Genomic DNA, 24,120 nt, shown 5'->3' on the forward strand with positions numbered 1-24,120 from the left:
CCCTGCCATCGGGTTTTTTAGTGGGTAACCGCTTTACTTGGCGACGGACCCGGCGGCGCCGGAGGCCTGCCCAGTACGCTTGCTCTTGAGCATGTAGAAGGCATACATCACCACCAGCCAGACCGGAATCGCATACACCGAGACCTGGATACCAGGGATCTGCAGCATGATGCCCAGGATCAGCACCACGAAGGCCAGGCACAGGTAGTTGCCATACGGGTACCAGAGGGCCTTGAACAGCGCCTTCTGCCCGGTGCGGTCCAGGTGCTGACGGAATTTGAGGTGCGAGTAGCTGATCATCGCCCAGTTGATCACCAGCGCAGCCACCACCAACGACATCAACAGCTCCAGCGCATGTTGCGGCATGAAGTAGTTCAGCAGCACCGCCACCAGCGTCACGCCGGCCGAGGCCAGGATCGAACGGACCGGTACGCCGCGCTTGTCGATCTTGGCCAGGCTTGCCGGGGCGTCGCCTTGCTCGGCCATGCCGTAGAGCATGCGAGCGTTGCAGTAGGTCCCGCTGTTATAGACCGACAGCGCCGCAGTCAGGACCACGAAGTTCAGCAGGTGCGCCGCCACGTCGCTACCGAGCAGCGAGAACACCTGGACGAACGGGCTGCTGCCATAGCTGCCGCCGGAGGCATCGATGCTCGCGACCAGGCTGTTCCACGGGGTCAGCGACAGCAGGATCACCAGCGCGCCGATATAGAAAATCAGGATGCGGTAGATGACCTGGTTGATCGCCTTCGGAATCACGGTCTTTGGCTTGTCGGCCTCGGCGGCGGTGAAGCCCAGCATTTCCAGGCCACCGAAGGAGAACATGATGATCGCCAGAGCCATCACCAGGCCACTCACGCCATTGGGGAAGAAACCGCCATGGGCCCACAGGTTGGTCACCGAGGCCTCAGGACCACCGCTGCCGCTGGTGAGCAGATAGGCACCCAGGCCGATCATGCCGACGATGGCGAGTACCTTGATGATGGCGAACCAGAACTCGGCCTCGCCGAACACTTTCACGTTCATCAGGTTGATCGCGTTGATCAGGATGAAGAAGCCCGCCGCAGTGACCCAGGTCGGGATCTCCGGCCACCAGTAGTGTATGTACTTACCGACCGCGGACAGCTCCGACATGCCGACCAGGATATACAGCACCCAGCAGTTCCAACCGGACAGGAAGCCCGCGAAACCGCCCCAGTACTTGTGGGCAAAGTGGCTGAAGGAGCCGGCAACCGGCTCTTCGACGATCATTTCGCCCAGTTGGCGCATGATCATGAAGGCGATGAAGCCGCAGATGGCGTAGCCGAGAATCATCGACGGACCGGCGGACTTCATCACGCCGGCAGAGCCCAGGAACAATCCGGTACCAATTGCGCCACCCAGGGCAATCAGCTGGATATGGCGGTTCTTCAGGCCACGCTTGAGCTCGCCTGAAGGCATGTTTTGTCCACTCATGAACGAAGTCACCTGCTTGTTTTTATCTGTGACGGAATCGGACCCACCGCGCTCGTGGCGCAGCGGAATGGGCAAGGTGGTTACCTTGGGTTTCTTGGACGGGGGTGATGACACCGAGGGGCAGGCCCCGGGCGACTCAACCAGGCGTCAGCAAGAGTGCGCGGTACGCATTGGGGTCACAGGTAAAACGCGGCGCATTGTATACCCCTGCGTACGCGCAGGCGTCAACGCGTTGCGTCATTTCCTGATGAAAAAACGCAGCGATCCTGGCGGGAAGGCCTGAAAAGGCAAGATGATCGGCGTACATGGCGCCTCCATTTGTTGTTTTCGATGCCCAGCTCTACGGCCAGGCCCTGCACACGGCATGGGCGCTATATCAGCGTGCGGCGACGGGTTGAACAAGGGGGCGAGTGGCAAAGAAAGAGCTCTGGAACGCGGCACTTGGCAGAATTTATTTACATGCGCAGGTGTACCGGCAAAAACTGTCGAAATTCGTAAAGATTTTGTTACAAGCCGGTCGATAGGGTTTCCAGACCCCATGAAAAATCGCGTCGGATCAAGATGTTAGATTTCTAGAGGCGCAAAAAAGGGGCCACGAGGCCCCTTTCCTATGACGCTGAGCAATCAGCCGCGCGGCTTGCCGCGGCCACGGCCTGCAGGCTTGTCGGCCTCCGGCTTGGCCGGACGCTTGCGCATCTCGCTGGGGCGTTCGGCAACCGTGCTGCTGCGACCGCCCTTGCGTGGCGCCTCTTCACGGGTCGGACGTTCACGCGCAGGACGCTCGGCCTGGCCATCCTGGGCGGGACGCAGGGTACGCACACGTTCGCCACGACCGAGCGGCCGGGTGGACTTGCGCTGCATGCGCTCGAGCTTGTCCTTGGCCTTGAGGTTCAACGCTGGCAACGCCACCGGCTGCAGGCCGACTTCCGCTGCCAGGATGTCGATCTCGCCCTGGGTCATTTCGCGCCAACGCCCCATCGGCAGGTCGGAATTGAGGAACACCGGACCGAAGCGCACGCGCTTGAGGCGGCTGACCACCACACCCTGGGATTCCCACAGGCGACGCACCTCACGGTTGCGACCTTCCATCACCACGCAGTGGTACCAGTGGTTGAAGCCTTCGCCGCCTGGAGCTTTCTGGATGTCGGTGAACTTCGCCGGACCATCTTCGAGCATCACACCCGCCTTGAGGCGATCGACCATGTCGTCGTCCACCTCACCGCGCACACGCACCGCATACTCACGGTCCATTTCGTAGGAGGGGTGCATCAGGCGGTTGGCCAGTTCACCGTCGGTGGTGAACAGCAGCAGGCCGGTGGTGTTGATGTCCAGACGGCCGATATTGATCCAACGCCCTTCTTTCGGACGCGGCAGGCGATCGAACACAGTCGGACGACCTTCCGGATCGTCACGGGTGCAGATCTCGCCGTCAGGCTTGTTGTACATGATCACGCGGCGGGTGGCCTCGGCGGCCTCCACACGCTTGATCAGCTTGCCGTCGACGGCAATGGCATCGTGCAGGTCGACACGCTGGCCAAGGGTGGCCTCGACGCCATTGACCTTGATACGGCCCTGGCTGATCCACGCCTCGACATCACGACGCGAACCGACGCCGATACGCGCCAGCACCTTCTGCAGCTTTTCGCCGGACGGAGGGGTGGATTGGGTTTCTTGCAGGTCTTGGTCACTCATCTGGGCACCTCCCGGTGTAGTAGTGAAAGCGTTTTTTTTGGCGAAGGATGCGCCAAAGGGGCGCGCATCATACGCGGTTCGGTGCACGAACGCACTGGAGAGTAACGGTTTATCGCGATTGGGCTGTGAGTTTCCGCCCGAAGGTGCTGCAGCCTCACCCGCAGCCCCGCTGCACCTGTGATCGCGGGTTCATCCGCGAATGGGCCAGAGCGGTCTATGGCTCAGGCTCATCCTCGACGTTGGCAGCCTCATCCCGCAGATCATCGAAATCGGTCTTGAGCCCATCTTCCATCGCATCGAGCTCCACCAGCAGCGTCCGGAAGCTGGTCTCCTCCCGCGGCGGCGCCTCGCCCTCCTCGTCCTCACCCAGGCTCGCATCGGCCAGCGCCTGCAGATGCGCAGGCACGGGGGCGTCATCCGGATCCAACAACGGCTCGGTGTCCATTTCGCGCAGTTCGGCCAGGGCCGGCAGTTCGTCAAGGCTCTTGAGGTTGAAATGATCGAGCAATGCCTTGGTGGTGGCGAACATCGCCGGTCGGCCGGGCACCTCACGATAACCGACGATACGGATCCATTCACGTTCCATCAGGGTCTTGATGATGTTGCTGTTGACCGCCACACCGCGCACATCCTCGATTTCGCCGCGGGTGATCGGTTGGCGATAGGCAATCAGCGCCAAAGTCTCCAGCAGCGCCCGGGAGTAGCGCTGCGGACGCTCTTCCCACAGCCGGCCGACCCAGGGCGCAAAGTCCTCGCGGATTTGCAGGCGATAGCCGGTCGCCACTTCCTTGAGCTCGAAGGCGCGGCCATTGCAGGACTTGGCCAGGATTTCCAAAGCCTTCTTGAAGACAGCAGGCGCGGGGCGCTCGGCCTCTTCGAGCAACTCGTACAGGCGCTCGAGCGATTGCGGCTTGCCAGAGGCAAGGAGGAAGGCTTCGATCAGCGAGGCCAGGTCACGGGGTTCGTTAAGGTTCATCGGTAGGAAAGGCTTGCTCGTGGTCACTCGGCCCGGGCACGGACATGGATCGGGGCAAAGGGGTCATTCTGCACCAGTTCGATGAGCGATTCCTTCACCAGTTCGAGAATCGCCATGAAGGTGACCACCACCCCCAACTTGCCTTCCTCGGCGGTAAAGAGCTCGATGAACGGCACGAAGCCGCCACCTTTGAGGCGTTCGAGCACTTCACTCATGCGCTCGCGGGTCGACAAGGTCTCGCGGGTGATCTGATGGCTTTCGAACAGATCGTTGCGCCGCATCACCTGAGCCATGGACAGCAGGATTTCTTCCAGGGAAACATTGGGCAACAGCTTGCGGACCTTGGCCTGAGGCGCCTCCAGGCGCGGCACGACAATCTCCCGGCCTACCCGCGGCAGCTCATCGAGGCCTTCGGCGGCGGCCTTGAAGCGCTCGTATTCCTGCAGCCTGCGGATCAGCTCGGCACGTGGATCGCCCTCTTCCTCCTCGACCTCGCTGGAGCGCGGCAGCAGCATGCGCGATTTGATCTCGGCAAGCATGGCAGCCATCACCAAGTATTCTGCGGCCAACTCCAGGCGCACGCTCTTCATCAGCTCGACGTAGGACATGTACTGGCGGGTGATCTCCGCCACGGGGATGTCGAGGATGTCGATGTTCTGCTTGCGGATCAGATACAGCAACAAGTCCAGCGGGCCCTCGAAGGCTTCAAGGAACACTTCCAGGGCGTCAGGCGGGATGTACAGGTCCAGCGGCAGTTCGGTGAGTGCCTCGCCATAAACCAGCGCCAGTTGCAGCTGTTGCGGCGCCTCGCTGTCAGCGACCGGGGCCGGGGCCACTTGCACCGTGCTCACGCAGGCGCCAGGAACGGCGCAGGGTCGCCACAGCCAACACGGATGACTTCCGGCTCGTCACCTTCCAGGCTGATCACGGTGGAAGCTTTGAGGTCACCGAAGCCGCCATCGATGATCAGGTCCACATGATGCTCAAGGCGCGCACGGATCTCGTAGGGGTCGGTCATCGGCTCTTCATCACCGGGCAGGATGAGGCTCACGCTCATCAAGGGTTCGCCCAATTCCTCGAGCAGTGCCCGGGCAATGGGGTTGGAAGGAACCCGCAGGCCGATGGTCCGACGCTTTTCATGCAACAACAGCCTGGGCACTTCCCGCGTGGCATTGAGGATGAAAGTATAGGGACCGGGAATGTGCGCTTTGAGCAGACGGAAGGTCGCTGTGTCGATCTTGGCGAACAACCCCATTTGCGAAAGGTCGCAACACAGCAGTGTGAAGTTGTGGTTCTTGTCCAGCTGGCGCAGTCGTCGGACCCGCTCCACGGCAGTCTTGTCGCCGATCTGACAGCCCATCGCGTAGGCCGAGTCGGTCGGATAGACCACGACACCGCCCTTGCGGATGATCTCGACGGCCTGTTTGATCAGGCGCGCCTGCGGGTTTTCCGCATGAATCTGGAAAAATTGGCTCACGTAGTCGTCCTGTTCATACCGCCAAAGGCTGTTCATGGCTGAATCGGCGCCACAAAGGTGGCAGATCCTCGGGCAATGGCCGGTAGGCACCGATCTCGCCCCAGGTGCCGGGGCCGTGGAAGTCACTGCCAGCACTTGCCAGCAGGCCGAACTCACGGGTGAGGATGGACATCGTGCCCACCTGCTCGGCCGGCATCATCCCGTTGACCACCTCCAACGCCTGCCCGCCTGCCTGAATATAGTCTGCAATCAGCCGTCTGCGCTTACTGCGAGTCAACTCGTAATGCATCGGATGGGCCAGACTCACCCAAGCGTTGGACCGACGCAGCGTGGCGACGGTTTCCTCCAGGGTCGGCCAATGCAGCTTGACGTCGCCCAGCTTGCCGGCGCCCAGCCACTTGCGAAACGCCTCGCCGCGGTCTTTGACGTGGCCGGCACGCACCAGGAACTCGGCAAAGTGCGGACGCGCCGGGGCATTGCCGCTGTCGCCCAGCTCCTGCTGCACCGCCCTGGCGCCTTCGAGCGTGCCGGGCATGCCCTTGGCCGCGAGCCGTCGGTCGATTTCCTCGGAGCGCAGCCAACGGCCACGGTGCAAGGCCTCGATAGCCTCGAGCAGCGGCGGTGCGTCGAGCGGGAAGTCATAGCCCAGCACATGGATCGTGGCGCCCCCCCAGGTACAGGACAGCTCCACTCCACTGACCCAGCGCATGCCGTTGGCGTGGCAGGCCTGACGCGCCTCGGCCAGGCCTTCTATGGTGTCGTGGTCGGTCAGTGCCAACGTCTGCACCCCGTGCTCGTGGGCCCGGGCGACCAGGGCCGAAGGCGACAAGGCGCCGTCGGAGGCCGTGCTGTGACAGTGCAGATCAACATTCATGGAGGAGCGCTTTCGCTGGAATCGATGTTTGTTATTATGCCGTCACATCCCGCTTCTGGCTGCCACTGTGAAACAATTCATCGATTTCATCCCGCTGTTGTTGTTCTTCATCGTCTACAAACTCGACCCGCGCGCGGTCGAAATCGCTGGTCACAGCGTCGAGTTCGGCGGCATCTACAGCGCCACGGCGGTGCTGATTCTCAGCTCCCTGGTGGTCTACGGCGCGCTGTTCCTGCGCCACGGCAAGCTCGAGAAGGGGCAGCTGCTGACCCTGGTCGCCTGCCTGGTGTTCGGCGGCCTTACCCTGGCCTTCCACAGCGAAACCTTCCTCAAGTGGAAAGCACCGGTGGTGAACTGGCTGTTCGCCCTGGCCTTCGCCGGCAGCCACTTCGTCGGTGACCGGGTCCTGATCAAGCGCATCATGGGCCACGCCCTGAGCCTGCCCGAGGCAATCTGGACGCGCCTGAACCTGGCCTGGATCGGCTTCTTCCTGGTGTGCGGTGCGGCCAACCTGTTCGTCGCATTCACCTTCCAGGACTTCTGGGTCGACTTCAAGGTGTTCGGCAGCCTGGGTATGACCGTGATCTTCCTGGTGGCCCAGGGCGTGTACCTGTCGCGCCACCTGCATGACAGCGACCCCTCCACTTCCAAACCTAAGGATTGACATGCTCTACGCCATCATCGCAAGCGACGTCGAAGGTTCCCTGGAAAAACGCCTGGCTGCCCGCCCGGCGCACATCGAGCGCCTGCAGCAGCTCAAGGCCGAGGGACGTGTGATCCTGGCCGGCCCGCACCCGGCGATCGACAGCAACGACCCAGGCGCCGCAGGCTTCACCGGCAGCCTCATCGTCGCCGAATTCGACTCCCTGACCGCCGCCCAAGCCTGGGCCGATGCCGACCCGTACATCGCCGCCGGCGTGTACGACAAGGTCGTGGTCAAGCCATTCAAGCAAGTCCTGCCTTGATCGGACCGGGCCTCATGACAGGTTCATGAGGCCCGCGCTCATCTATTACGACCTGCGGCCGACAACCTTCTGAACCGATAGGAATCAGGAGTTCCAATGCGCCGAGGTCCGATGTCACTGCTGCTTTGCCTGCTGTCGCTGTCCCCTTTTGCCATTGCCGAAGAACCACTGTCGTTGACTGCCGCTGCGCAGATCACCGAGCTGCAGCAACGTCTGCAGGACAGTGAACAGCAACGCGCCGCGCTCAACCAGCAATTGCAAGACACCCAAAACGGGCAAGACAATGCCCAGCTCGCACGCCTGCGCCAGGAAAACCAGCGCCTTAAGCTTTCGCTCAAGGAGCTGCAGGCCAGCGCCCCGGTACCGCTGCTCAGCGACCAGCAGTTATGGTTCGTGATCGGCTCGGCCGTTGCACTGTTTTCGGCTGTCTGCGGTATCTTAGCCAGTGGCGGACACAGAAGACGCCGTCAATGGTTGAATTGAGTGAGTCATGAGCGAGCTGTTACTGATTGATGATGACCAGGAACTCTGCGAGCTGCTCGGCAGTTGGCTGAGCCAGGAAGGGTTCGACGTACGTGCCTGCCACGATGGCCAGAGCGCGCGCCAGGCCTTGGCGGCCCATGCGCCGGCGGCCGTGGTGCTGGACGTGATGCTGCCTGATGGCAGTGGCCTTGAGCTGCTCAAGCAACTACGCACCGAGCATGCGGAGTTGCCAGTGCTGATGCTGTCGGCCCGCGGCGAACCCCTGGACCGTATCCTGGGCCTGGAGTTGGGCGCCGACGACTACCTGGCCAAGCCCTGCGACCCACGCGAGCTCACCGCCCGCCTGCGCGCGGTGCTGCGTCGCAGCCACCCGGCAGCCACCAGCACCCAGCTCGAAGTCGGCGACCTGACCTTCAGCCCTGCGCGGGGCGTGGTCAGTGTCGATGCTCGCGAAATGACCCTCACGCTTTCCGAAAGCCGTATTCTCGAGGCATTGCTGCGCCAGCCTGGCGACCCACTGGACAAACAGGAACTGGCGCAGATCGCCCTGGGCCGCAAGCTGACCCTCTATGACCGCAGCCTGGATATGCACGTCAGCAACTTGCGCAAGAAAGTCGGCCCGCACCCTGATGGCCGACCTCGCATCGTTGCCCTGCGTAGCCGCGGCTACTACTACAGCCTCTAGCGGCAAGCGATGAGCTGCAAGAAGGCAGCCCCCCTCACGGATCTGTCTTGTAGTTTGCAGCTTGCAGCCCAAGCCTTTACCAAGTCTTTACGCTCACCTGACCGCCCTTGACCTTGCTTTCCCTAGACTGGGCTCATCCGGTAACCACCGGCCCATGAAAGGAGAAACACCATGCGCAAGACCCTTATCGCTCTGATGTTCGCCGCCACCCTGCCGACCGTGGCCATGGCCATGCCCGAAGGCGGTCCGCACCACGGTGGCTGGCATCATCGCGGTGACGCGCCTTTCGCCCAACTGGACCTGAGCCGCGACCAGCGCCAGCAGATCGGCAAGCTGATGGGCGAGCAAATGAAGCACCGCCGCGACATCACCGAACGTTACATCGCCAAGCTGCCGGCTGCCGACCAGAAGGCCATGAAAGACGAGATCAAGGCCAGCCACGACAAGACCCAGGCCGATATCCGCGCCTTGCTCAAGCCCGACCAGCAGAAGAAGTTCGACGAGCTGCAAAAGGAACGCGCCGCCCGCAAGGCCGAGTGGCAGGAGTTCCAGGCCTGGAAAGCTGAAAAAGGCACCAAGGCCCAGTAAGCTGTCAGCCCTGCGCCCGACCCGCCTCCCGGCGGGCCGGGTTTTTCTTGCTTTCAGGAGGTGCTCTTGCGGTCATTGTTCTGGCGCATCCTGGCCAGCTTCTGGCTGGCCATCGCCCTGGTCGCCGGCCTGTCGATCCTGCTTGGCCACATGCTCAACCAGGATGCCTGGATCCTTAGTCGCCATCCGGGCCTCAATACCCTGGCCAGCCGCTGGACCCAGCACTATGAGCAGGAAGGCCTGGAGTCTGCCCAGCGCTTTCTGGAACGGCGCAAGCACCGCTTTGGCATCGACGTGCAAGTGCTCAACGACAGTGGCGAGGCCGTGGTCCCGGGCACTTTCCCACGTCGCGCGGCCGCCTTCGAGGCCCGTCAGCACAATGACCAGCGCCGTCTGCCCTGGCGTCGCCTGACCCAGGAATACACCAGTCCAGACAGTGGCGAGACCTACCTGCTGATCTACCGCATTCCACACCCGGCGCTCAACGCCTGGCACCGCGAGAGCCTGCTGTGGCCGCTCAGCGCCTTGGGGATCGCCTTGGTGGTGCTGACGCTGTTCAGCCTGTTCGTCACGCTGTCGATCACCCGCCCGCTCAGCCGGCTGCGCGGGGCGGTACACGATCTGGGACAAACCAGCTACCAGCAGAACAGCCTGGCGCGACTGGCGGCCCGGCGTGACGAGTTCGGTGTACTGGCCAATGACTTCAACAAGATGGGCGCGCGCTTGCAAAGCCTGATCGGCAGCCAGCGGCAACTGCTGCGCGATGTCTCCCACGAGCTGCGCTCACCCTTGGCGCGGCTGCGCATCGCCCTGGCCTTGGCCGAACGTGCCGAGCCTGAGCAGCGCCAGGCCCTATGGCCGCGACTGACCCGTGAGTGTGATCGCCTGGAAGACCTGATCAGCGAAATCCTCGCCCTGGCCAGGGTCGACGCCGAGCAGTCCCATGCCGAGCCAGTGGACCTCAACGCCCTGCTGGGCAGCGTGCGCAAGGACGCCCAGCTCAGCGTCCCGGAGCAGGAAATACGCCTGGAGGCCACCCCGGGGCTCACCCTGCAAGGCTGGCCGACACTGATCGAGCGTGCCGTGGACAACCTGGTGCGCAATGCCTTGCGCTTCAACCCGCCAGGTCAGCCGATCGAGATCCATGCCGTTCGCGAGGCTGGGCGGATCGTACTGAGCGTACGTGACCATGGGCCCGGGGTGGCCGATGAGCACCTGGCGCAGTTGGGGGAGCCATTCTTCCGCGCTCCTGGGCAGGAAGCACCTGGGCACGGCCTGGGACTGGCCATCGCCCGACGGGCGGCGGAACGCCACGGCGGGAACCTAGTGCTAGGCAATCACCCGCAAGGCGGGTTTGTCGCGACGCTGGAGCTGCCCTGCGAGATGATTACCGACTGAAAGGACCCAGGGCCGTGCAACGGCCCTGGTGAATCACTCGCCCCAGGCGTTGACAAAGTCGGCGGTAGCCAGCACCGGAGCGGTCCGTGGCTCAGCCATGGGCGTGCCGACATACAGATAGCCGATCAGCTCCTCGTTGTCGGCAAGCCCCAGGCCTTGGTGCACATGAGCATCGAACGCCATGTCGCCGGTACGCCACACAGCGCCGATCCCCTGGGCATGAGCTGCGATGAGAATGCCATGGGCAGCGCAACCGGCTGCAAGGCGTTGCTCGGACTTAGGCACCTTGAAGTGGTCCTGCAGGCGAGCCACCACCACGATCAGCAAAGGCGCACGCAGCGGCATGGCCCGCGCCTTGTCCAGCGCGGCCTGGCTGGCGTCGCCCTTCTTCTGTACCGCTTCGGCGAACAGCTCACCGAGCTTTTCACGAGCCGCACCCTCGATGGTCAGGAAGCGCCATGGGCGCAGCTGGCCATGGTCCGGGGCGCGCAAGGCCGACTGGAACAGCGCTTCGCGCTGGGCGGCATTGGGCGCCGGGTCGGTCAGGCGTGGCACGGAAACACGGTTGAGCAATGCGTCGAGAGCCTCCATGGGCTACCCTCCTGGCAGATTGAAAAAGTGCGGCCATTCTCAAGCTGCACGCCACAAGCTGCAAGCCGCAAGAAAAACGTCCTCTCACGCTTACCGCTTGCAGCTTGCAGCCTGCCGCTTAAAATGGCGCCCTTTCCGTTTCGAGTCAGAGCAGATCACATGGCGTTGCCGACCTTAAGGATCATTGGTTTCATCATCGGCATCTTCCTGATCACCCTGGCGGTCAGCATGGTCGTGCCCATGACGACCCTGGTGGTCTTCGAACGCACCAGCGACATGCCTTCGTTCCTCTGGTCGAGCCTGATCACCTTCATCGCCGGCCTGGCGCTGGTCGTTCAGGGGCGGCCCGAGCACGTCCACCTGCGCCCACGCGACATGTACCTGCTGACGGTCAGCAGTTGGTTGGTCGTGTGCGTGTTCGCCGCCCTGCCGTTCCTGTTGACCCAGCACATCAGTTACACCGACGCTTTTTTCGAAAGCATGTCCGGCATCACCGCCACTGGCGCCACGGTGCTCAGCGGGCTCGACAACATGTCCCCAGGCATCCTGATGTGGCGCTCGATGCTGCACTGGCTCGGCGGCATCGGCTTCATCGGCATGGCGGTAGCGATCCTGCCGCTGCTGCGAATCGGTGGCATGCGCCTGTTCCAGACCGAATCCTCCGACCGCTCTGAAAAGGTCATGCCGCGCTCGCACATGGTCGCCAAGTCGATCGTGGCGGTGTATGTCGGCATCACCGTGTTCGGCAGCCTGGCGTTCTGGTGGGCAGGCATGCGGCCGTTCGATGCCATCAACCATGCCATGTCGGCGATTTCCACCGGCGGGTTCTCCACCTCCGATCAGTCCCTGGCCAAGTGGGACATCCCAGCCGTGCACTGGGTGGCGGTGGTGGTGATGATCCTGGGCAGCGTGCCGTTTACCCTGTACGTGGCCACCTTGCGCGGCAACCGCAAAGCCTTGATCCGCGACCAGCAGGTCCAGGGCCTGCTCGGTTTGCTGGTGGCCACCTGGCTGGTGCTGGGCACTTGGTACTGGGCCACCACCAATCTGCACTGGCTCGACGCCTTGCGCCATGTGGCGCTGAACGTCACGTCGGTGGTCACCACCACTGGGTTCGCCCTGGGCGACTACAGCTTGTGGGGCAACTTCTCGCTGATGCTGTTCTTCTACCTGGGCTTCATCGGGGGCTGCTCCGGCTCCACCGCCGGTGGCATCAAGATCTTCCGCTTCCAGGTCGCCTACATCCTGCTCAAGGCGAGCCTCAACCAGTTGATCCACCCCCGCGCGGTGATCAAACAAAAATACAACGGCCACCGTCTCGACGAAGAGATCGTGCGCTCGATCCTGACCTTCTCGTTCTTCTTCGCCGTCACCATCTGTGTCATCGCCCTGCTGCTGTCGTTGCTGGGCGTGGACTGGATGACCGCGCTGACCGGCGCCGCGGGCACCGTCTCCGGCGTCGGGCCGGGCCTGGGCGAGGTGATTGGCCCTGCGGGCAACTATGCGCCCCTGCCGGATGCGGCCAAGTGGATTCTTTCAGGCGGCATGCTGCTCGGTCGTCTGGAAATCATTACGGTGCTGGTGTTGTGCATGCCGGCGTTCTGGCGTCACTGACCGACTCTGCCTCAAGGCGGGCGCGATACTCGCTTGGGGTGACATCGAACCAGCGGCGGAACGCCCGATAAAAGTTGCTCGGGTCGGCAAACCCTAGCAAGTAGGCGGTTTCCAGCAAAGTCATGCCGGGCTGGGCCAGGTACTGTTCGGCGAGTTCCCGGCGGGTGTCGTCGAGCAAGGTCTGGAAGCTGGTGCCCTCCTCCTGCAAGCGGCGCTGCAGGGTACGCTGGGACAGGTGCAACGCCTGGGCGAGCGTTTCGCGCTTGGGCTCACCCTGGGGCAGGACGCGACACAACACCTGGCGCACCCGATGGGTCACCCGGCTTTCCGAAAAGCGTGCCAGGTACTCCCCAGCGAAACGGTCGTGCAGCACGGCCATGGCCTCGTTGGCCGTCGGCAGCGGGGCCTCCATGTCCGCCCGCTCGAACACCAGCGCATCATGGGGCGCACCGAACACCAAAGGGGCATGGAACGCCGTCTTGTAGGGCTCGACGTTCTTCGGCTGTGGCCCCTGGATCAACACCCGGCGCGGCTGGATGGCACGCCCACTGAGCCAGGTGCACAAGGACAACGCGCAAGCCAGCGACGCCTCGGCGCTATGGCGGGTGGGAGGCAGGTGGTCGCCATGCACAGTCAGCACCAGCGCGTAACCCTCCGGCTCCAGGCGAAAGCTCAGATCGGCGCTCTCGGCGATGATTCTCTGATAACGCACCAGGCGTTCGAATCCCTCGGCCAGGGTGCGGCTGGACATCAGCGCATAACCCACCACATGGAACGATGCCGGACGCACCACCCGGGCCATGTTCAGGCCAATCGCCTCATTGCCCGAAAGCTCCACCGCCAGCTGCCACAGGCGGGTCATGGCGTCCTGGGGAAAGCGCGCGTCAGGATCGTCCAGGGCCGCAAAATCCAGCCCGAGCTGCTTGAACATGGCCTGGCAGTCGAGCCCTTCCAACTCGAGCGCTTTGACAATCCCTGATGCCCAGCTGGCTGACGTGGTTCTCTCGCTCATGGCAGGCTTCTTGTGCTGACCGCTTCATGCGGCGAATCGAAAAGATACTCAATTGGCGCCTTTGGTCACTGGCCGGCTCCGACAATCACTCTAGACTCGATTCAGGCTCCGCGCCGTGTATCTGTTCACAACGCGAACCTGACGGGAGTACTGCCATGACCCCTACCGCACATTTTCGAAGTTTTGCCGAGTTCTACCCCTATTACCTGGGCGAACACAGCAACCCCACTTGCCGCCGCCTGCACTTCGTCGGCACCAGCCTGGTCATCGCCCTGCTCGCCTACACCTTCGCCAGCGGGCGCTGGCAACTACTGCTGGCCGTGCCATTTGCCGGGTATGGCTTTGCCTGGATCGGTCATTTCTTTTTCGAGAAGAACCGCCCGGCCACTTTCAGCCATCCGCTGTACAGCCTGCTGGGCGACTTCGCCATGTTCCGCGATATCCTGCGCGGCAAGATCAGCCTCTAAGGCAGCTAGGCCGTCTCACGCAGAGCGGCCAAGCGCTCGGCCTCGCGGGCCTGGGCATCGGCCAGGCGATAGAGTTCGATCTGCCCATCCCAGTGCTCGATCAGCGCTGTGCACGACTCCACCCAGTCGCCGCAATTGAGGTATTGCACCTCTCCTACCTGGCGAATCTCGGCGTGATGGATATGACCGCAGACAACGCCGTGCAAGCCCCGCCGGATGCATTCGTGGGCGATGGCATCTTCGAAGTCACTGATGAAGTTCACCGCCCCCTTGACCTTGTGCTTGAGGTACGCCGACAGCGACCAATAGCCGTAGCCATAGCGGGCCCGCCACTGGTTGAGCCAACGGTTGAGCACCAGGGTGAATTCATAGGCCCGATCACCTAGGAACGCCAGCCAGCGATGGTAGCGGGTAATCACATCGAACTGGTCGCCATGGATCACCAACAGGCGCCGGCCATCGGCGGTCAAGTGTTCGGCCTCGTCCACCAATTGGATGTTACCCAGGATCAGCTTGGAGTAGCGCCGCAAGAATTCGTCGTGATTACCAGTGACATAGATGACCTCGGTGCCGCGTTTGCTCAGGGTGAGCAACCGACGGATGACATTGGTATGGGCCTGGGGCCAGTAGATGCCACCGCGCAGCTTCCAGCCATCGATGATGTCACCGACCAGGTAGATGCGGTCGGCCTGGTACCCCTTGAGAAACTGCGACAAGTGTTCGGCCTGGCAATCGCGTGTACCTAAGTGCACATCGGAAATCCACAAGGTGCGCACGCGTTGCTTGCGCGTCGGGCGGGCGAGTTCGGCATGGGTCATGGGCAGGCTCCTGCGCTGTTTGCTGGAGACTGGCAGTTGCGGATGACAGGTTGGTGGCAGCGGCGTGATGGATTCCCCGGGCAACAGCCCGGTGTGTACACTAGGGCCCGAATGCACTGTGTTCACGAAACGGAGCGGGCAAGCGCAGCGTATTAGCGTATACGAGCATTCCAAACCCCGTTTCAACGCAGTGTGGGCGAGTGCGGATACATTTCGCACAGAGCCTAGCGCCCTGCCCCGCGAGGAAGCTCCCATGACCATCGGCCCGATCCTCTCCCTGCGCCACTACCGCCACGACCTGATTGCCCACAGTCACGACCATTCACAACTGGTGTTTGGCCTGGGCGGCCGCCTGGATTTCGAGGTTCAGGGCCATGGCGCGCTAGTCCAGCGCCAGGGCCTGATGGTGGTACCAGCCGGCGCACATCACACCTGCGGCAGTCCATCTGGCAGCGACTGCCTGGTGCTGGACGTTCCTGATGAACACTGGTTGTACGAGCAATTGGGCCGCCATGCCGATGCCAGCCGCCGCCTGCTCGATCGTCCAGGCCCTCTGAGCCTGGACAGCCGGCAGCAACAGTTGGTCGACTGGCTCGCCAGCAGCCCGGTGGATGACCCCTTGATCGCCCAGCAGGGCGCAGTCCTGCTGCTGGCTACCCTCAATGCGCACACCCTGCCGGCGAGCGTCCAGCGGCGCCTGCCCTACGCGGCATTCGATGCGCACATCGAGCAGCACGCGGCCCACCCGCTGCAGGTGGCCGACCTGGCACGCCTGGCCGGTTTGTCCAGCGCCCGCCTGCATGCGCGCTTCGCCAGCGAATGCGCCATGACGCCGATGGACTACATCCGCCAGCGGCGATTGCTCAAGGCGCGACGTTTGCTGCAGCAGACCTGCCTGCCGATCGGCGAAATTGCCGCGCAGGTCGGTTACAGTTCCCAGAGTGCGTTTTCTGCCGCCATGCTGCGCGACTTCGGCCGCTCACCCATGGCCTTGCGCCGCGAGCCTGGCGACAACTGACGCGAGGATCGCGACAGACAGCACGCGGCTGCCCTCGTAGACTGGCCCTGGAATATCGAGCCAGCGGGTTGTTCGCTGGCCGCCTGCCCCATCGCCGGATACACCCGCTCCACCGCGCTTGGGCCACTGTCATCACAAGGACTACCATGAACCACCGCACCGCCCTTGGCGCCCTGCACATCGGCGCCCTTTTCTTCGGCCTTACCGGCGTCTTCGGCAAGCTGGCAGCCAGTGCCAGCCCCACGATCATTGTCTTTGGCCGCGCCGCCTTCGCCGTGCTCGCTCTGGCACTGTTCGCCAGCCTCGCCGGCCCCGGTTGGCAACGCCTCAGCGCCCAGGATGCGCGCCGGCTTCTGCTCGGCGGCGTGCTGCTGGCCGGGCATTGGGTCAGTTTCTTCATTGCCGTCAAGGTCGGCGGCGTGGCCATCGCCACCCTCGGCTTCGCCAGTTTCCCCGCCTTCACAGTGATTCTCGAAGGCGTGTTGTTCCGCGAGCGTATACGCCGCAACGAGGCCGTGCTGGTGGTGCTGGTGAGCATCGGCTTGGTCCTGGTCACCCCTGCCTTCGACCTGCAAAGCGAAGCGACAGGCGGGCTGCTGTGGGCGTTGCTCTCGGGATTGCTGTTCTCGCTGCTGTCGCTGACCAATCGCGCCGGTTCCGGGCGTCTGCCGGCAGTACAGGCCGCGCTGTGGCAGAACCTGGTGGTCGGCCTGTGCCTGCTGCCCTTCGCCGGCCCAGGCCTGAATCAGGTAGCGACCATGGACTGGCTGTGGATCGCCCTGCTCGGCATCTTCTGCACAGGCGTAGCCCACAGCCTGTTCGTCGCCAGCCTGGCAGTGATCAAGGCACGCACCGCCGCCGTGGTGTTCGGCATGGAGCCGGTCTATGGCATCGCCGTCGCCTGGGTGGTGTTCGCCGAAACGCCGACCGTGCGCATGCTGGTGGGCGGCGTGCTGATCATCTTCGCCATCGTGCTCTCCAGTCGCATGGCCGCCGAGCAATCACCCAGGCAGCGCTCACTGGCCGAAAGCGCCTGATCAGCGATCGTTATGGCCCAGGTCGCGCTGCGGGTCGATCTGGTCGCGCAGTCGCTGCTTGAGCACCTTGGCCTCGGGGAAGCCACCATCGGCCTTACGCTCCCAGAGCTGGATGCCATCGCAGGTTATGCGGAACACCCCACCGGTACCCGGCTCCAGGGCCACGCGGCCCAGGTCGTCGGCAAAGGTGCTGAGCAACTCCTGAGCCAGCCAGGCCGCGCGCAGCAGCCATTGGCATTGGGTGCAATAAGTGATGACGATTTCGGGCTTGGGCTGCGCCATGACAACGCGTCTCCTTCGGGGATGAGCCGCTTATACTAGCGGTCTTTGACCACGGTTTTGAGACTCACGATGCGCCGCCTGCTGTTCTGCCTTTTGCTGATAGTCACCAGTTTTACCACCCTGGCCGCTGAAGTCGCCCGGCCCAAGGTCGGCCTGGTGTTGTCAGGTGGCGCGGCCCGGGGCATTGCCCATATCGGCGTGCTCAAGGCTTTGGAGGAGCAAGGTGTACGCATCGACGCCATCGCCGGCACCAGCATGGGGGCGGTGATCGGCGGGCTGTATGCCTCCGGCTACAGCGTCGAGGAGCTCGAGAAACTCGCCACCACCCTCGACTGGCAGCAGGCGCTGTCCGATGCCCCGCCACGCAAGGACGTACCGTTCCGGCGCAAACAGGACGACCGCGATTTCCTGGTCAAGCAGAAGCTCAGCTTTCGCGACGATGGCAGTCTTGGCCTGCCCCTGGGCGTGATCCAGGGCCAGAACCTCTCCCTGCTGCTGGAAAGCAAGCTGGCCCACACCGCCGACACCCGTGATTTCGACAAGCTGCCGATCCCTTTTCGCGCCGTAGCCACCGACATCGCCAGTGGCGAAAAGGTGGTGTTCAGCCGCGGTCACCTGCCCCAGGTGATCCGCGCTAGCATGTCGATCCCGGCCGTGTTCGCCCCGGTCGAACTCGACGGCCGCCTGTTGGTGGATGGTGGCATGGTCGACAACATTCCCGTCGATGTGGCGCGGGACATGGGGGTGGACCTGGCCATCGTGGTCGACATCGGCACCCCCTTGCGTGACCGCAAGCAACTGGCCACGGTGGTCGACGTGCTCAACCAGTCGATCACCTTGATGACCCGACGCAACTCCGAGGAGCAGCTGGCCAGCCTGCACCAGGACGATGTCCTCATCCAGCCCTCGCTCGCCGCCTTCGGCGTGACCGATTTCGGCCGCGCCCAAGACATGATCGATGCCGGCTATCGCGCCGCCCGAGCCTTGGACAACCGCCTGGCCAGCCTGCGCCGCGCCGAGGGCGATACCGGGCTGGCCGTGGCCCGCTCGCCACGCCAGCGCCGGCCGATCATCACCGCGATCAAGGTGGAGAACGATTCGAAGGTCAGCGACGATGTGATCCGTTACTACATCCGCCAACCCTTGGGCGAGCCCTTGGAGCTGGATCGTCTGCAAACAGACATGGGCACCCTGTACGGCCTGGACTACTTCGACCGGGTGCAGTACCGCGTGGTGCACAAAGGCGATGACAACACTCTGGTGATCAATGCCCGCGGCAGGCGTGGCGGCACCGATTACCTGCGCCTGGGCCTGAATCTTTCGGACGATATGCGCGGCGACAGCGCCTTCAACCTCGGCGCCAGCTACCGGGTCAACGGTATCAACCGGCTGGGCGCCGAGTGGCTGACCCGTGCCCAGATCGGCGACCAGCAGGAGCTCTACAGCGAGTTCTACCAACCCCTGGATGTGGGCTCGCGCTATTTCATCGCGCCCTATCTGGACTTCGGCTCGCAGAACATCGAGGCGACCCTGGACAACGACCCAATCGCCGAATACCGCCTTGAGCGCTACGGCTTCGGCCTCAACCTCGGTCGACAGATCGGTACCTATGGCGAAGTGCGCGTGGGGGTGGGCAAGGCCTGGGGCGAGGCCGAGGTACGCATCGGCGACCAGGACCTGCCTTCGGTCAGCTTCAACGAAGGTTTCTACGAGTTGAAGTACTCCTTCGACACGTTTGACAACGTGTACTTCCCCCACAGTGGCGAAGACATCGGGCTGGCCGTGCGCCAATACGACAAGTCGCTGGATTCGGACGAGCAGTACCGCCAGTGGGAGTTCAAGCTGGACAAGGCCTTCAGCAGCGGGCCGAACAGCCTGGTGCTGGGCGGGCGCTATGGGCGCACCCTGGATGACGCCCAGGTGGTGACCTCAAGCTTCGTGTTCGGTGGGGCCAGGCAGTTGTCGGGCTTTCGCCAGGACTCGGTGTCGGGGCAGAACATCAGCCTGATGCGCATGGTCTACTACCGCCGCCTGACGCCCCGCGCCTACCTACCGCTGGACTTCCCGTTGTATTTGGGGGGCTCGCTCGAGCGTGGCCGGGCCTGGAACAACGACAACGAGTTCGACAGCGGGTACATCAACGCAGCAAGCATCTTCTTGGGCCTGGAGACACCGTTGGGGCCGTTGAACATCAGCTATGGAGCCAACGATGAACATCAGAAGGCGGTGTACCTGAACCTGGGTCATACCTTCTAGACCAGTGGAGCCGCCGTGCGGCCCCACGTGGCATGGATTCAGGATTTTTCGAGGTTGGCGAGAATCTTCGCATGCACCCGCATGCAGACTTCCAGATCAGCCTCGTCGACACCTGTGAACAACTCCTGACGCAGGGCGTTGGCGATGGTCTCGATCTGGTCGATCAGCGGCTTGGCCGGTGGGCACAGCAGGATTTTCTTCGCCCGACGGTCTTCCATCACCGCCTGACGGCGCACCAGGCCTTGGCTCTCAAGGCTGTCGAGCAACCGCGCCAGCGTCGGCCCCTCGACCCCGACGCTCTGGGCCAGCTCGCGCTGGGTCGGGGACTCTTCGAAGCGGGCCAGGTGCAACAGCACCAACCAGCGTGCCTGGGACAGGTTGAGCCCGGCAAGGCGGCGGTCCAGTTCGGCGCGCCAGCCGCGGGACATCTGGGCCAGCTGCATGCCGAAGCGGTGTTGGTTATCGGTCAGGGGCATAAGCGACTCTATGAACAGAACTAATTATTAGCCAGCTAATCATGCCCGACGCCAACAGGCAAGGCTGCAGCGCGCGGGAATCTCCGATAATCGTCAAAAAGCGTGACGAGGGTCAGTCACAGCTCGAACTCCGCGGCCAATGCCGCACGCACACAATGCAGCACGCCTTCCGGCACGCGCTGGCCGAACAATGGTGATACTGCCGATACCGGAGGCAGTTCGCCTTCGCCGTCAAGGAAGGCATCCTGCACTTCCATCAGCAGGTCTTCGGGCAGATCCAGAGCCTGCTCAAGGCTCAACTCCTGGCGACCAAGGGCCTCGGCCAGCAGGCTGTAGACATTCTTCTCACTGCAATTGAGCTGGCCGGCGATCTGCGCCGGCGTCATGCCGGCACGGGCCAGGCTGACCAGCTCGTGGCGAAGGTCGAGCACCACCTTCGGCGCCTGATCCCCCGTACCGCCATTGAGTATCTCGAGGAACGCTTCGCCGTAACGCTCCAGCTTGCGCGCACCGACGCCACTGACCTGGGCCATGTCGCTGAGGCTGGTAGGTTGGCTGCGCAGCATCTCCAGCAGGGTCGAGTCGGGGAAGATGACATAAGGCGGCACACTGTGCTCCTCGGCCAGCTTGCGCCGCAGGGCTCGCAGCGCCTCCCAGAGCTCGCGCTCCTCGGCACGCACCAGCTGGCTGGCAGGGCTGCCGCCACCGGAGGATTTGGCCACGGCCTGTGGTTTGAGGTCGCGGCGCAACTGCAAGGTGACTTCGCCGCGTAACAAGGGCCGGCAACTGTCCGTCAGACGCAGCCCACCGTAGCCCTCCAGGTCGATGTCAACCAAGGCACGTGCCACCAGCTGGCGGAACAGCGAACGCCATTCGTGTTCGCTCAGGGCCTTGCCGACGCCGAACACCGACAGCTTTTCATGACCGAAACTACGCACCTTCTCGGTATCCTTGCCCACCAGCACATCGACCAGGTGGCCCACCCCGTAGCGCTGACCAGTGCGGTATACCGCCGACAGGGCCTGGCGCGCAGGCTCGGTGGCATCCCAGGTCTGGACCTGGTCTACGCAATTGTCGCAATGACCGCAGGGCTGTTCGAGCACTTCGTCGAAGTACGCCAGCAGTGTCTGGCGGCGACAGCGGGTTTCCTCACACAGCGCCAGCATGGCGTCGAGCTTGTGCTGCTCGATGCGCTTGTGGCGCTCGTCGCCTTCGGAGTTCTGCAGCATCTGCTTGAGCATCACCATGTCCTGAAGGCCGTAGGCCATCCAGGCGTCAGACGGCAGGCCATCACGGCCGGCACGGCCGGTTTCCTGGTAATAGGCTTCCATCGATTTGGGCAGATCGAGGTGGGCGACGAAGCGCACGTTAGGCTTGTCGATGCCCATGCCGAAGGCAATGGTGGCGACCATGATCAAGCCTTCCTCGTTGAGGAAGCGATGCTGGTTGGCCGCACGGGTCTCGGCGGCCAGGCCGGCGTGATAAGGCAGGGCCGGGAAGCCCTGCTCGCAGAGGAAGGCGGCTGTCTCGTCGACTTTCTTGCGCGACAGGCAATAGACGATGCCGGCATTGCCACGGCGCTCTGCGAGAAACGCCATCAACTGCTTGCGCGGCGCTTCCTTGGGCACGATGCGGTAGAAGATGTTGGGCCGGTCGAAACTCGACAGGAATCGCTCTGCGCCCTGCAGATGCAGGCGCTGGACAATCTCCTCGCGGGTACGCATGTCGGCCGTTGCAGTCAGGGCGATCCGGGGTACCTGGGGGAACAGCTCGGCCAGTTGGCCCAGTTGCAGGTATTCCGGGCGAAAATCATGGCCCCACTGCGAGACACAGTGAGCTTCATCGATGGCAAACAGCGCGATATCCAGGGTCCGCAGAAACTCCAGCATGCGTGGCTGCACCAGGCGCTCGGGGGCCAGATACAGCATCTTCACCTCGCCACGACGTAGGCGCCCGGCCAGCTCGCGTTGCTGCTCAGCGCTCAAGGTCGAGTTCAGCGCAGCGGCCGCCACCCCCAGTTCGTCGAGGGTGGCGACCTGGTCGTCCATGAGCGCGATCAGCGGTGAAACCACGACAGCAAGGCCCGGACGCAGCAAGGCCGGGACCTGGAAACATAGGGACTTGCCGCCGCCGGTGGGCATCAGCACCAGGGCATCGCCGCCACTGGCCACGCATTCGATGATCGCTGCCTGGCGCCCCCGGAAACTGTCGTAGCCGAAGATGTCCTTGAGGACGCGCTGAGCCTGTTCGAGCATTGGAAACTCCAAAATCGCCGTACCATCCTGGACACAGGCTGGACGAAAAATCCGCCGGACACACTTGCCAATGCGTAAGCGGCTTTTGCCGGAATGCCTGGGAAACGGCACCCTGGGTGAAAAATCGCGAAGTATACCCCAGTGCCCGCTCGCGCAGGATGCCCTGACTGCTTCCCCACGACAGACGTTCCCTTGGCCCCCAGCCGCCGCAAGGTGCTAGAATTCGTTATCGTTTATTCCCCAAGGTAGCCCTGTAATGTCCTTCGCCGAGCAACTGACCCGCCTGCAAGCCTTCCTCGACGCCGACGAGCTGCACGAAGAAGCGCTGGACTACGTCGCCGCCCATGGCTACCTGACCGCGCTGTCGATCTGCTCCGAGGAAGTTCCCGAGCGCGAATGGATCGACGCCCTGTTCGCTGAAGAGCCCCACTACGCGAGCGATGCCCAGCGCACCGAGATCGAGGCGACCCTGGTGGCCCTCAAGGCCCACATCGGCCGCCAACTGGCCAGCGACGACGAGTTCGAGCTGCCATGCGACCTGGACCTGACCGACGAGCCGGACGACTCCGACCTGCGCGGCTGGTGCATCGGTTTCATGGAAGGCGTCTTCCTGCGCGAGGAAGCCTGGTTCGAGAACGCCGAGGAAGAAGTCAGCGAAATGCTGCTGCCGATCATGGTCGGTTCGGGCCTGTTCGACGAGCAACCGGAGTTCGAGGACATCGCCCGCAATGCCAGCCTGCAGGATGACATGATCGTGCAGATCCCTGAGGCGCTCACCGCGCTGTTCCTGCTGCTGCACGCCCCTGACGAGAAACCTGCCCTGCTCAAGCCGCGCCACCACTAAGGTGGCCATGCGCTACCTGTTGCTGGCCATCGGCTGGCTCAGCGTTGCGCTGGGGGTGGTGGGGATCTTCCTGCCGGTGCTGCCTACCACCCCTTTCCTGCTGCTGGCTGCGGCGTGCTTCGCGCGCAGCTCGCCACGCTTTCACCACTGGTTGATCAACCACCCCAAACTGGGTCCATGGATCCGCGATTACCTCAGTGGCGAAGGCATCCCGCTCAAAGGCAAGGTCTACGCCATCGGCCTCATGTGGGCGAGCATCGGCCTTTCCTGCTACCTGGTGCCCCTGTTCTGGGCACGGGCCTTCATGCTCACCAGCGCCGTGTTGGTCAGCCTGTACATTCTCAAGCAAAAGACCCTGCGCCGCCCCGGTTGACGCTCAATCGCTGAGCGACGACGGTTCGGACTCCACCACCAGCAACAGACACCCCCTGGGCGAACGCAGCCAATGCTCGGAGCCTGCGGCGTAGACCAAGCTGTCGCCCGCGCGAAACACCTGACCATCGACATCCATGACTTCGCCCTCCAGCACCTGCAGCAACTCGGTGGCTGCGTGCCGGTGCGGCACTGAGCGGCTGCCGGGCGCCATTTTCATCCAGTAGGCCTGCCAGGGGCCGGTATCGGCCAGGATATTCCAGCTGACGCCTTCCAGGCGCTGACCGCCCAAGAGCATGGGCTGCCACTGGACTTGGCTGGGGGTATGGGATTCGCGTAGGGACATGTGGACTGATTCCGAGGTGGGCTCGATCACAGTCTAGGGAGCTGACGCAGGCCCGGTGCTGCAGGTACGACCAAGGCGTATGCCCTGGCGTCGCATTTGTGCCCGGATCGAGAGGCGAGCCCGCGCCCGCAGGCTCGGGCTC

The 24,120-nt window shown here is 63.3% G+C and carries 26 protein-coding genes; 13 read left to right on the forward strand and 13 right to left on the reverse strand.

Annotated elements, in window-relative coordinates:
• Nucleotides 1–33: 33 nt before the first annotated feature.
• The 6 genes from HMPREF3173_RS15280 to HMPREF3173_RS15310 all read right to left on the reverse strand — a co-directional run bounded on the left by HMPREF3173_RS15280 (nt 34) and on the right by HMPREF3173_RS15310 (nt 6,471).
• Nucleotides 34–1,452, reverse strand: a complete 1,419-nt coding sequence (locus HMPREF3173_RS15280; RefSeq protein WP_083300056.1) for an amino acid permease — start codon at nt 1,450–1,452, stop codon at nt 34–36.
• A 624-nt stretch (nt 1,453–2,076) separates the two neighbouring features.
• Nucleotides 2,077–3,144 carry a 23S rRNA pseudouridine(2605) synthase RluB gene (rluB, locus tag HMPREF3173_RS15290; protein ID WP_043214311.1) on the reverse strand — a complete coding sequence of 356 codons (1,068 nt, stop codon included), beginning with the start codon at nt 3,142–3,144 and terminating at the stop codon, nt 2,077–2,079.
• A 214-nt stretch (nt 3,145–3,358) separates the two neighbouring features.
• Nucleotides 3,359–4,120 carry an SMC-Scp complex subunit ScpB gene (scpB, locus tag HMPREF3173_RS15295; RefSeq protein WP_070574288.1) on the reverse strand — a complete coding sequence of 254 codons (762 nt, stop codon included), beginning with the start codon at nt 4,118–4,120 and terminating at the stop codon, nt 3,359–3,361.
• A 23-nt stretch (nt 4,121–4,143) separates the two neighbouring features.
• Entirely contained in the window at nt 4,144–4,842 is a 699-nt protein-coding gene (locus tag HMPREF3173_RS15300; protein WP_168166391.1) for a segregation and condensation protein A, read from the reverse strand.
• Nucleotides 4,843–4,967: 125 nt separating this feature from the next.
• Nucleotides 4,968–5,597 carry an L-threonylcarbamoyladenylate synthase gene (locus tag HMPREF3173_RS15305; RefSeq protein WP_043214365.1) on the reverse strand — a complete coding sequence of 210 codons (630 nt, stop codon included), beginning with the start codon at nt 5,595–5,597 and terminating at the stop codon, nt 4,968–4,970.
• 13 nt (nt 5,598–5,610) lie between these two features.
• Nucleotides 5,611–6,471: a PHP domain-containing protein gene (locus tag HMPREF3173_RS15310; RefSeq protein WP_043214317.1), complete on the reverse strand. Its 861-nt coding sequence runs from the start codon at nt 6,469–6,471 to the stop codon at nt 5,611–5,613.
• A gap of 67 nt (nt 6,472–6,538) precedes the next feature.
• On the opposite strand from HMPREF3173_RS15310, the gene HMPREF3173_RS15315 reads away from it, so the two are divergent.
• The 6 genes from HMPREF3173_RS15315 (at nt 6,539) to HMPREF3173_RS15340 (ending at nt 10,590) form a co-directional block, all read left to right on the forward strand.
• On the forward strand, nt 6,539–7,135 hold the full coding sequence (locus HMPREF3173_RS15315) for a septation protein A (protein ID WP_043214319.1): 597 nt from the start codon (nt 6,539–6,541) through the stop codon (nt 7,133–7,135).
• 1 nt (nt 7,136) lies between these two features.
• Entirely contained in the window at nt 7,137–7,436 is a 300-nt protein-coding gene (locus tag HMPREF3173_RS15320) for a YciI family protein (protein ID WP_043214321.1), read from the forward strand.
• Nucleotides 7,437–7,532: 96 nt separating this feature from the next.
• Nucleotides 7,533–7,919 (forward strand): SH3 domain-containing protein, encoded by a 387-nt coding sequence (locus HMPREF3173_RS15325; RefSeq protein WP_043214324.1) that lies wholly within the window; start codon nt 7,533–7,535, stop codon nt 7,917–7,919.
• Nucleotides 7,920–7,926: 7 nt separating this feature from the next.
• Nucleotides 7,927–8,604 (forward strand): response regulator transcription factor, encoded by a 678-nt coding sequence (locus HMPREF3173_RS15330; protein WP_043214326.1) that lies wholly within the window; start codon nt 7,927–7,929, stop codon nt 8,602–8,604.
• A gap of 171 nt (nt 8,605–8,775) precedes the next feature.
• Nucleotides 8,776–9,192 carry an LTXXQ domain protein gene (locus tag HMPREF3173_RS15335; protein WP_043214328.1) on the forward strand — a complete coding sequence of 139 codons (417 nt, stop codon included), beginning with the start codon at nt 8,776–8,778 and terminating at the stop codon, nt 9,190–9,192.
• A 60-nt stretch (nt 9,193–9,252) separates the two neighbouring features.
• Entirely contained in the window at nt 9,253–10,590 is a 1,338-nt protein-coding gene (locus HMPREF3173_RS15340) for a sensor histidine kinase (RefSeq protein ID WP_043214329.1), read from the forward strand.
• 33 nt (nt 10,591–10,623) lie between these two features.
• On the opposite strand, the gene HMPREF3173_RS15345 is transcribed toward HMPREF3173_RS15340, so the two are convergent.
• Complete coding sequence (locus HMPREF3173_RS15345) at nt 10,624–11,181, reverse strand: nitroreductase family protein (protein WP_043214331.1); 558 nt, start codon at nt 11,179–11,181, stop codon at nt 10,624–10,626.
• Nucleotides 11,182–11,340: 159 nt separating this feature from the next.
• Here HMPREF3173_RS15345 and HMPREF3173_RS15350 point away from each other — a divergent pair, with 159 nt between their 5' ends.
• Nucleotides 11,341–12,795 (forward strand): TrkH family potassium uptake protein, encoded by a 1,455-nt coding sequence (locus HMPREF3173_RS15350; RefSeq protein WP_070574292.1) that lies wholly within the window; start codon nt 11,341–11,343, stop codon nt 12,793–12,795.
• Here the strand turns inward: HMPREF3173_RS15350 and HMPREF3173_RS15355 are convergent.
• Nucleotides 12,752–13,807 (reverse strand): AraC family transcriptional regulator, encoded by a 1,056-nt coding sequence (locus tag HMPREF3173_RS15355; RefSeq protein WP_043214335.1) that lies wholly within the window; start codon nt 13,805–13,807, stop codon nt 12,752–12,754. The genes HMPREF3173_RS15350 and HMPREF3173_RS15355 overlap by 44 nt on opposite strands.
• Before the next feature lie 155 nt (nt 13,808–13,962).
• Here HMPREF3173_RS15355 and HMPREF3173_RS15360 point away from each other — a divergent pair, with 155 nt between their 5' ends.
• Entirely contained in the window at nt 13,963–14,274 is a 312-nt protein-coding gene (locus HMPREF3173_RS15360) for an Mpo1-like protein (protein ID WP_070574294.1), read from the forward strand.
• A 5-nt stretch (nt 14,275–14,279) separates the two neighbouring features.
• Here HMPREF3173_RS15360 and HMPREF3173_RS15365 read toward each other — a convergent pair whose 3' ends face one another.
• Nucleotides 14,280–15,092 (reverse strand): UDP-2,3-diacylglucosamine diphosphatase, encoded by an 813-nt coding sequence (locus HMPREF3173_RS15365; protein WP_070574296.1) that lies wholly within the window; start codon nt 15,090–15,092, stop codon nt 14,280–14,282.
• 253 nt (nt 15,093–15,345) lie between these two features.
• Between HMPREF3173_RS15365 and HMPREF3173_RS15370 the strand changes: the two genes are divergently transcribed.
• Together HMPREF3173_RS15370 and HMPREF3173_RS15375 are read left to right on the forward strand one after the other, a co-directional pair.
• On the forward strand, nt 15,346–16,110 hold the full coding sequence (locus HMPREF3173_RS15370) for an AraC family transcriptional regulator (RefSeq protein WP_070574298.1): 765 nt from the start codon (nt 15,346–15,348) through the stop codon (nt 16,108–16,110).
• A 146-nt stretch (nt 16,111–16,256) separates the two neighbouring features.
• Nucleotides 16,257–17,147 (forward strand): DMT family transporter, encoded by an 891-nt coding sequence (locus HMPREF3173_RS15375; RefSeq protein ID WP_070574300.1) that lies wholly within the window; start codon nt 16,257–16,259, stop codon nt 17,145–17,147.
• On the opposite strand, the gene HMPREF3173_RS15380 is transcribed toward HMPREF3173_RS15375, so the two are convergent.
• A complete protein-coding gene (locus HMPREF3173_RS15380; RefSeq protein WP_070574302.1) occupies nt 17,148–17,429 on the reverse strand; it encodes an Rdx family protein in 282 nt (93 codons plus the stop codon).
• 69 nt (nt 17,430–17,498) lie between these two features.
• Between HMPREF3173_RS15380 and HMPREF3173_RS15385 the strand changes: the two genes are divergently transcribed.
• The gene (locus HMPREF3173_RS15385; RefSeq protein ID WP_070574304.1) at nt 17,499–19,685 is read left to right on the forward strand and encodes a patatin-like phospholipase family protein; all 2,187 of its coding nucleotides are present in this window, start codon (nt 17,499–17,501) and stop codon (nt 19,683–19,685) included.
• Between the two features lie 38 nt (nt 19,686–19,723).
• Here HMPREF3173_RS15385 and HMPREF3173_RS15390 read toward each other — a convergent pair whose 3' ends face one another.
• Entirely contained in the window at nt 19,724–20,161 is a 438-nt protein-coding gene (locus HMPREF3173_RS15390) for a MarR family transcriptional regulator (RefSeq protein WP_043214353.1), read from the reverse strand.
• Nucleotides 20,162–20,277: 116 nt separating this feature from the next.
• The gene (recQ, locus tag HMPREF3173_RS15395; protein ID WP_070574307.1) at nt 20,278–22,416 is read right to left on the reverse strand and encodes a DNA helicase RecQ; all 2,139 of its coding nucleotides are present in this window, start codon (nt 22,414–22,416) and stop codon (nt 20,278–20,280) included.
• Nucleotides 22,417–22,672: 256 nt separating this feature from the next.
• Here recQ and HMPREF3173_RS15400 point away from each other — a divergent pair, with 256 nt between their 5' ends.
• Complete coding sequence (locus HMPREF3173_RS15400) at nt 22,673–23,260, forward strand: YecA/YgfB family protein (RefSeq protein ID WP_043214359.1); 588 nt, start codon at nt 22,673–22,675, stop codon at nt 23,258–23,260.
• Nucleotides 23,261–23,267: 7 nt separating this feature from the next.
• Nucleotides 23,268–23,633 carry a YbaN family protein gene (locus HMPREF3173_RS15405; RefSeq protein WP_043214361.1) on the forward strand — a complete coding sequence of 122 codons (366 nt, stop codon included), beginning with the start codon at nt 23,268–23,270 and terminating at the stop codon, nt 23,631–23,633.
• A 3-nt stretch (nt 23,634–23,636) separates the two neighbouring features.
• Here HMPREF3173_RS15405 and HMPREF3173_RS15410 read toward each other — a convergent pair whose 3' ends face one another.
• The gene (locus HMPREF3173_RS15410; RefSeq protein WP_070574309.1) at nt 23,637–23,978 is read right to left on the reverse strand and encodes a cupin domain-containing protein; all 342 of its coding nucleotides are present in this window, start codon (nt 23,976–23,978) and stop codon (nt 23,637–23,639) included.
• Nucleotides 23,979–24,120 lie beyond the last annotated feature (142 nt).

This window comes from Pseudomonas sp. HMSC08G10, assembly GCF_001808425.1.
Classification (GTDB): domain Bacteria; phylum Pseudomonadota; class Gammaproteobacteria; order Pseudomonadales; family Pseudomonadaceae; genus Aquipseudomonas; species Aquipseudomonas guariconensis.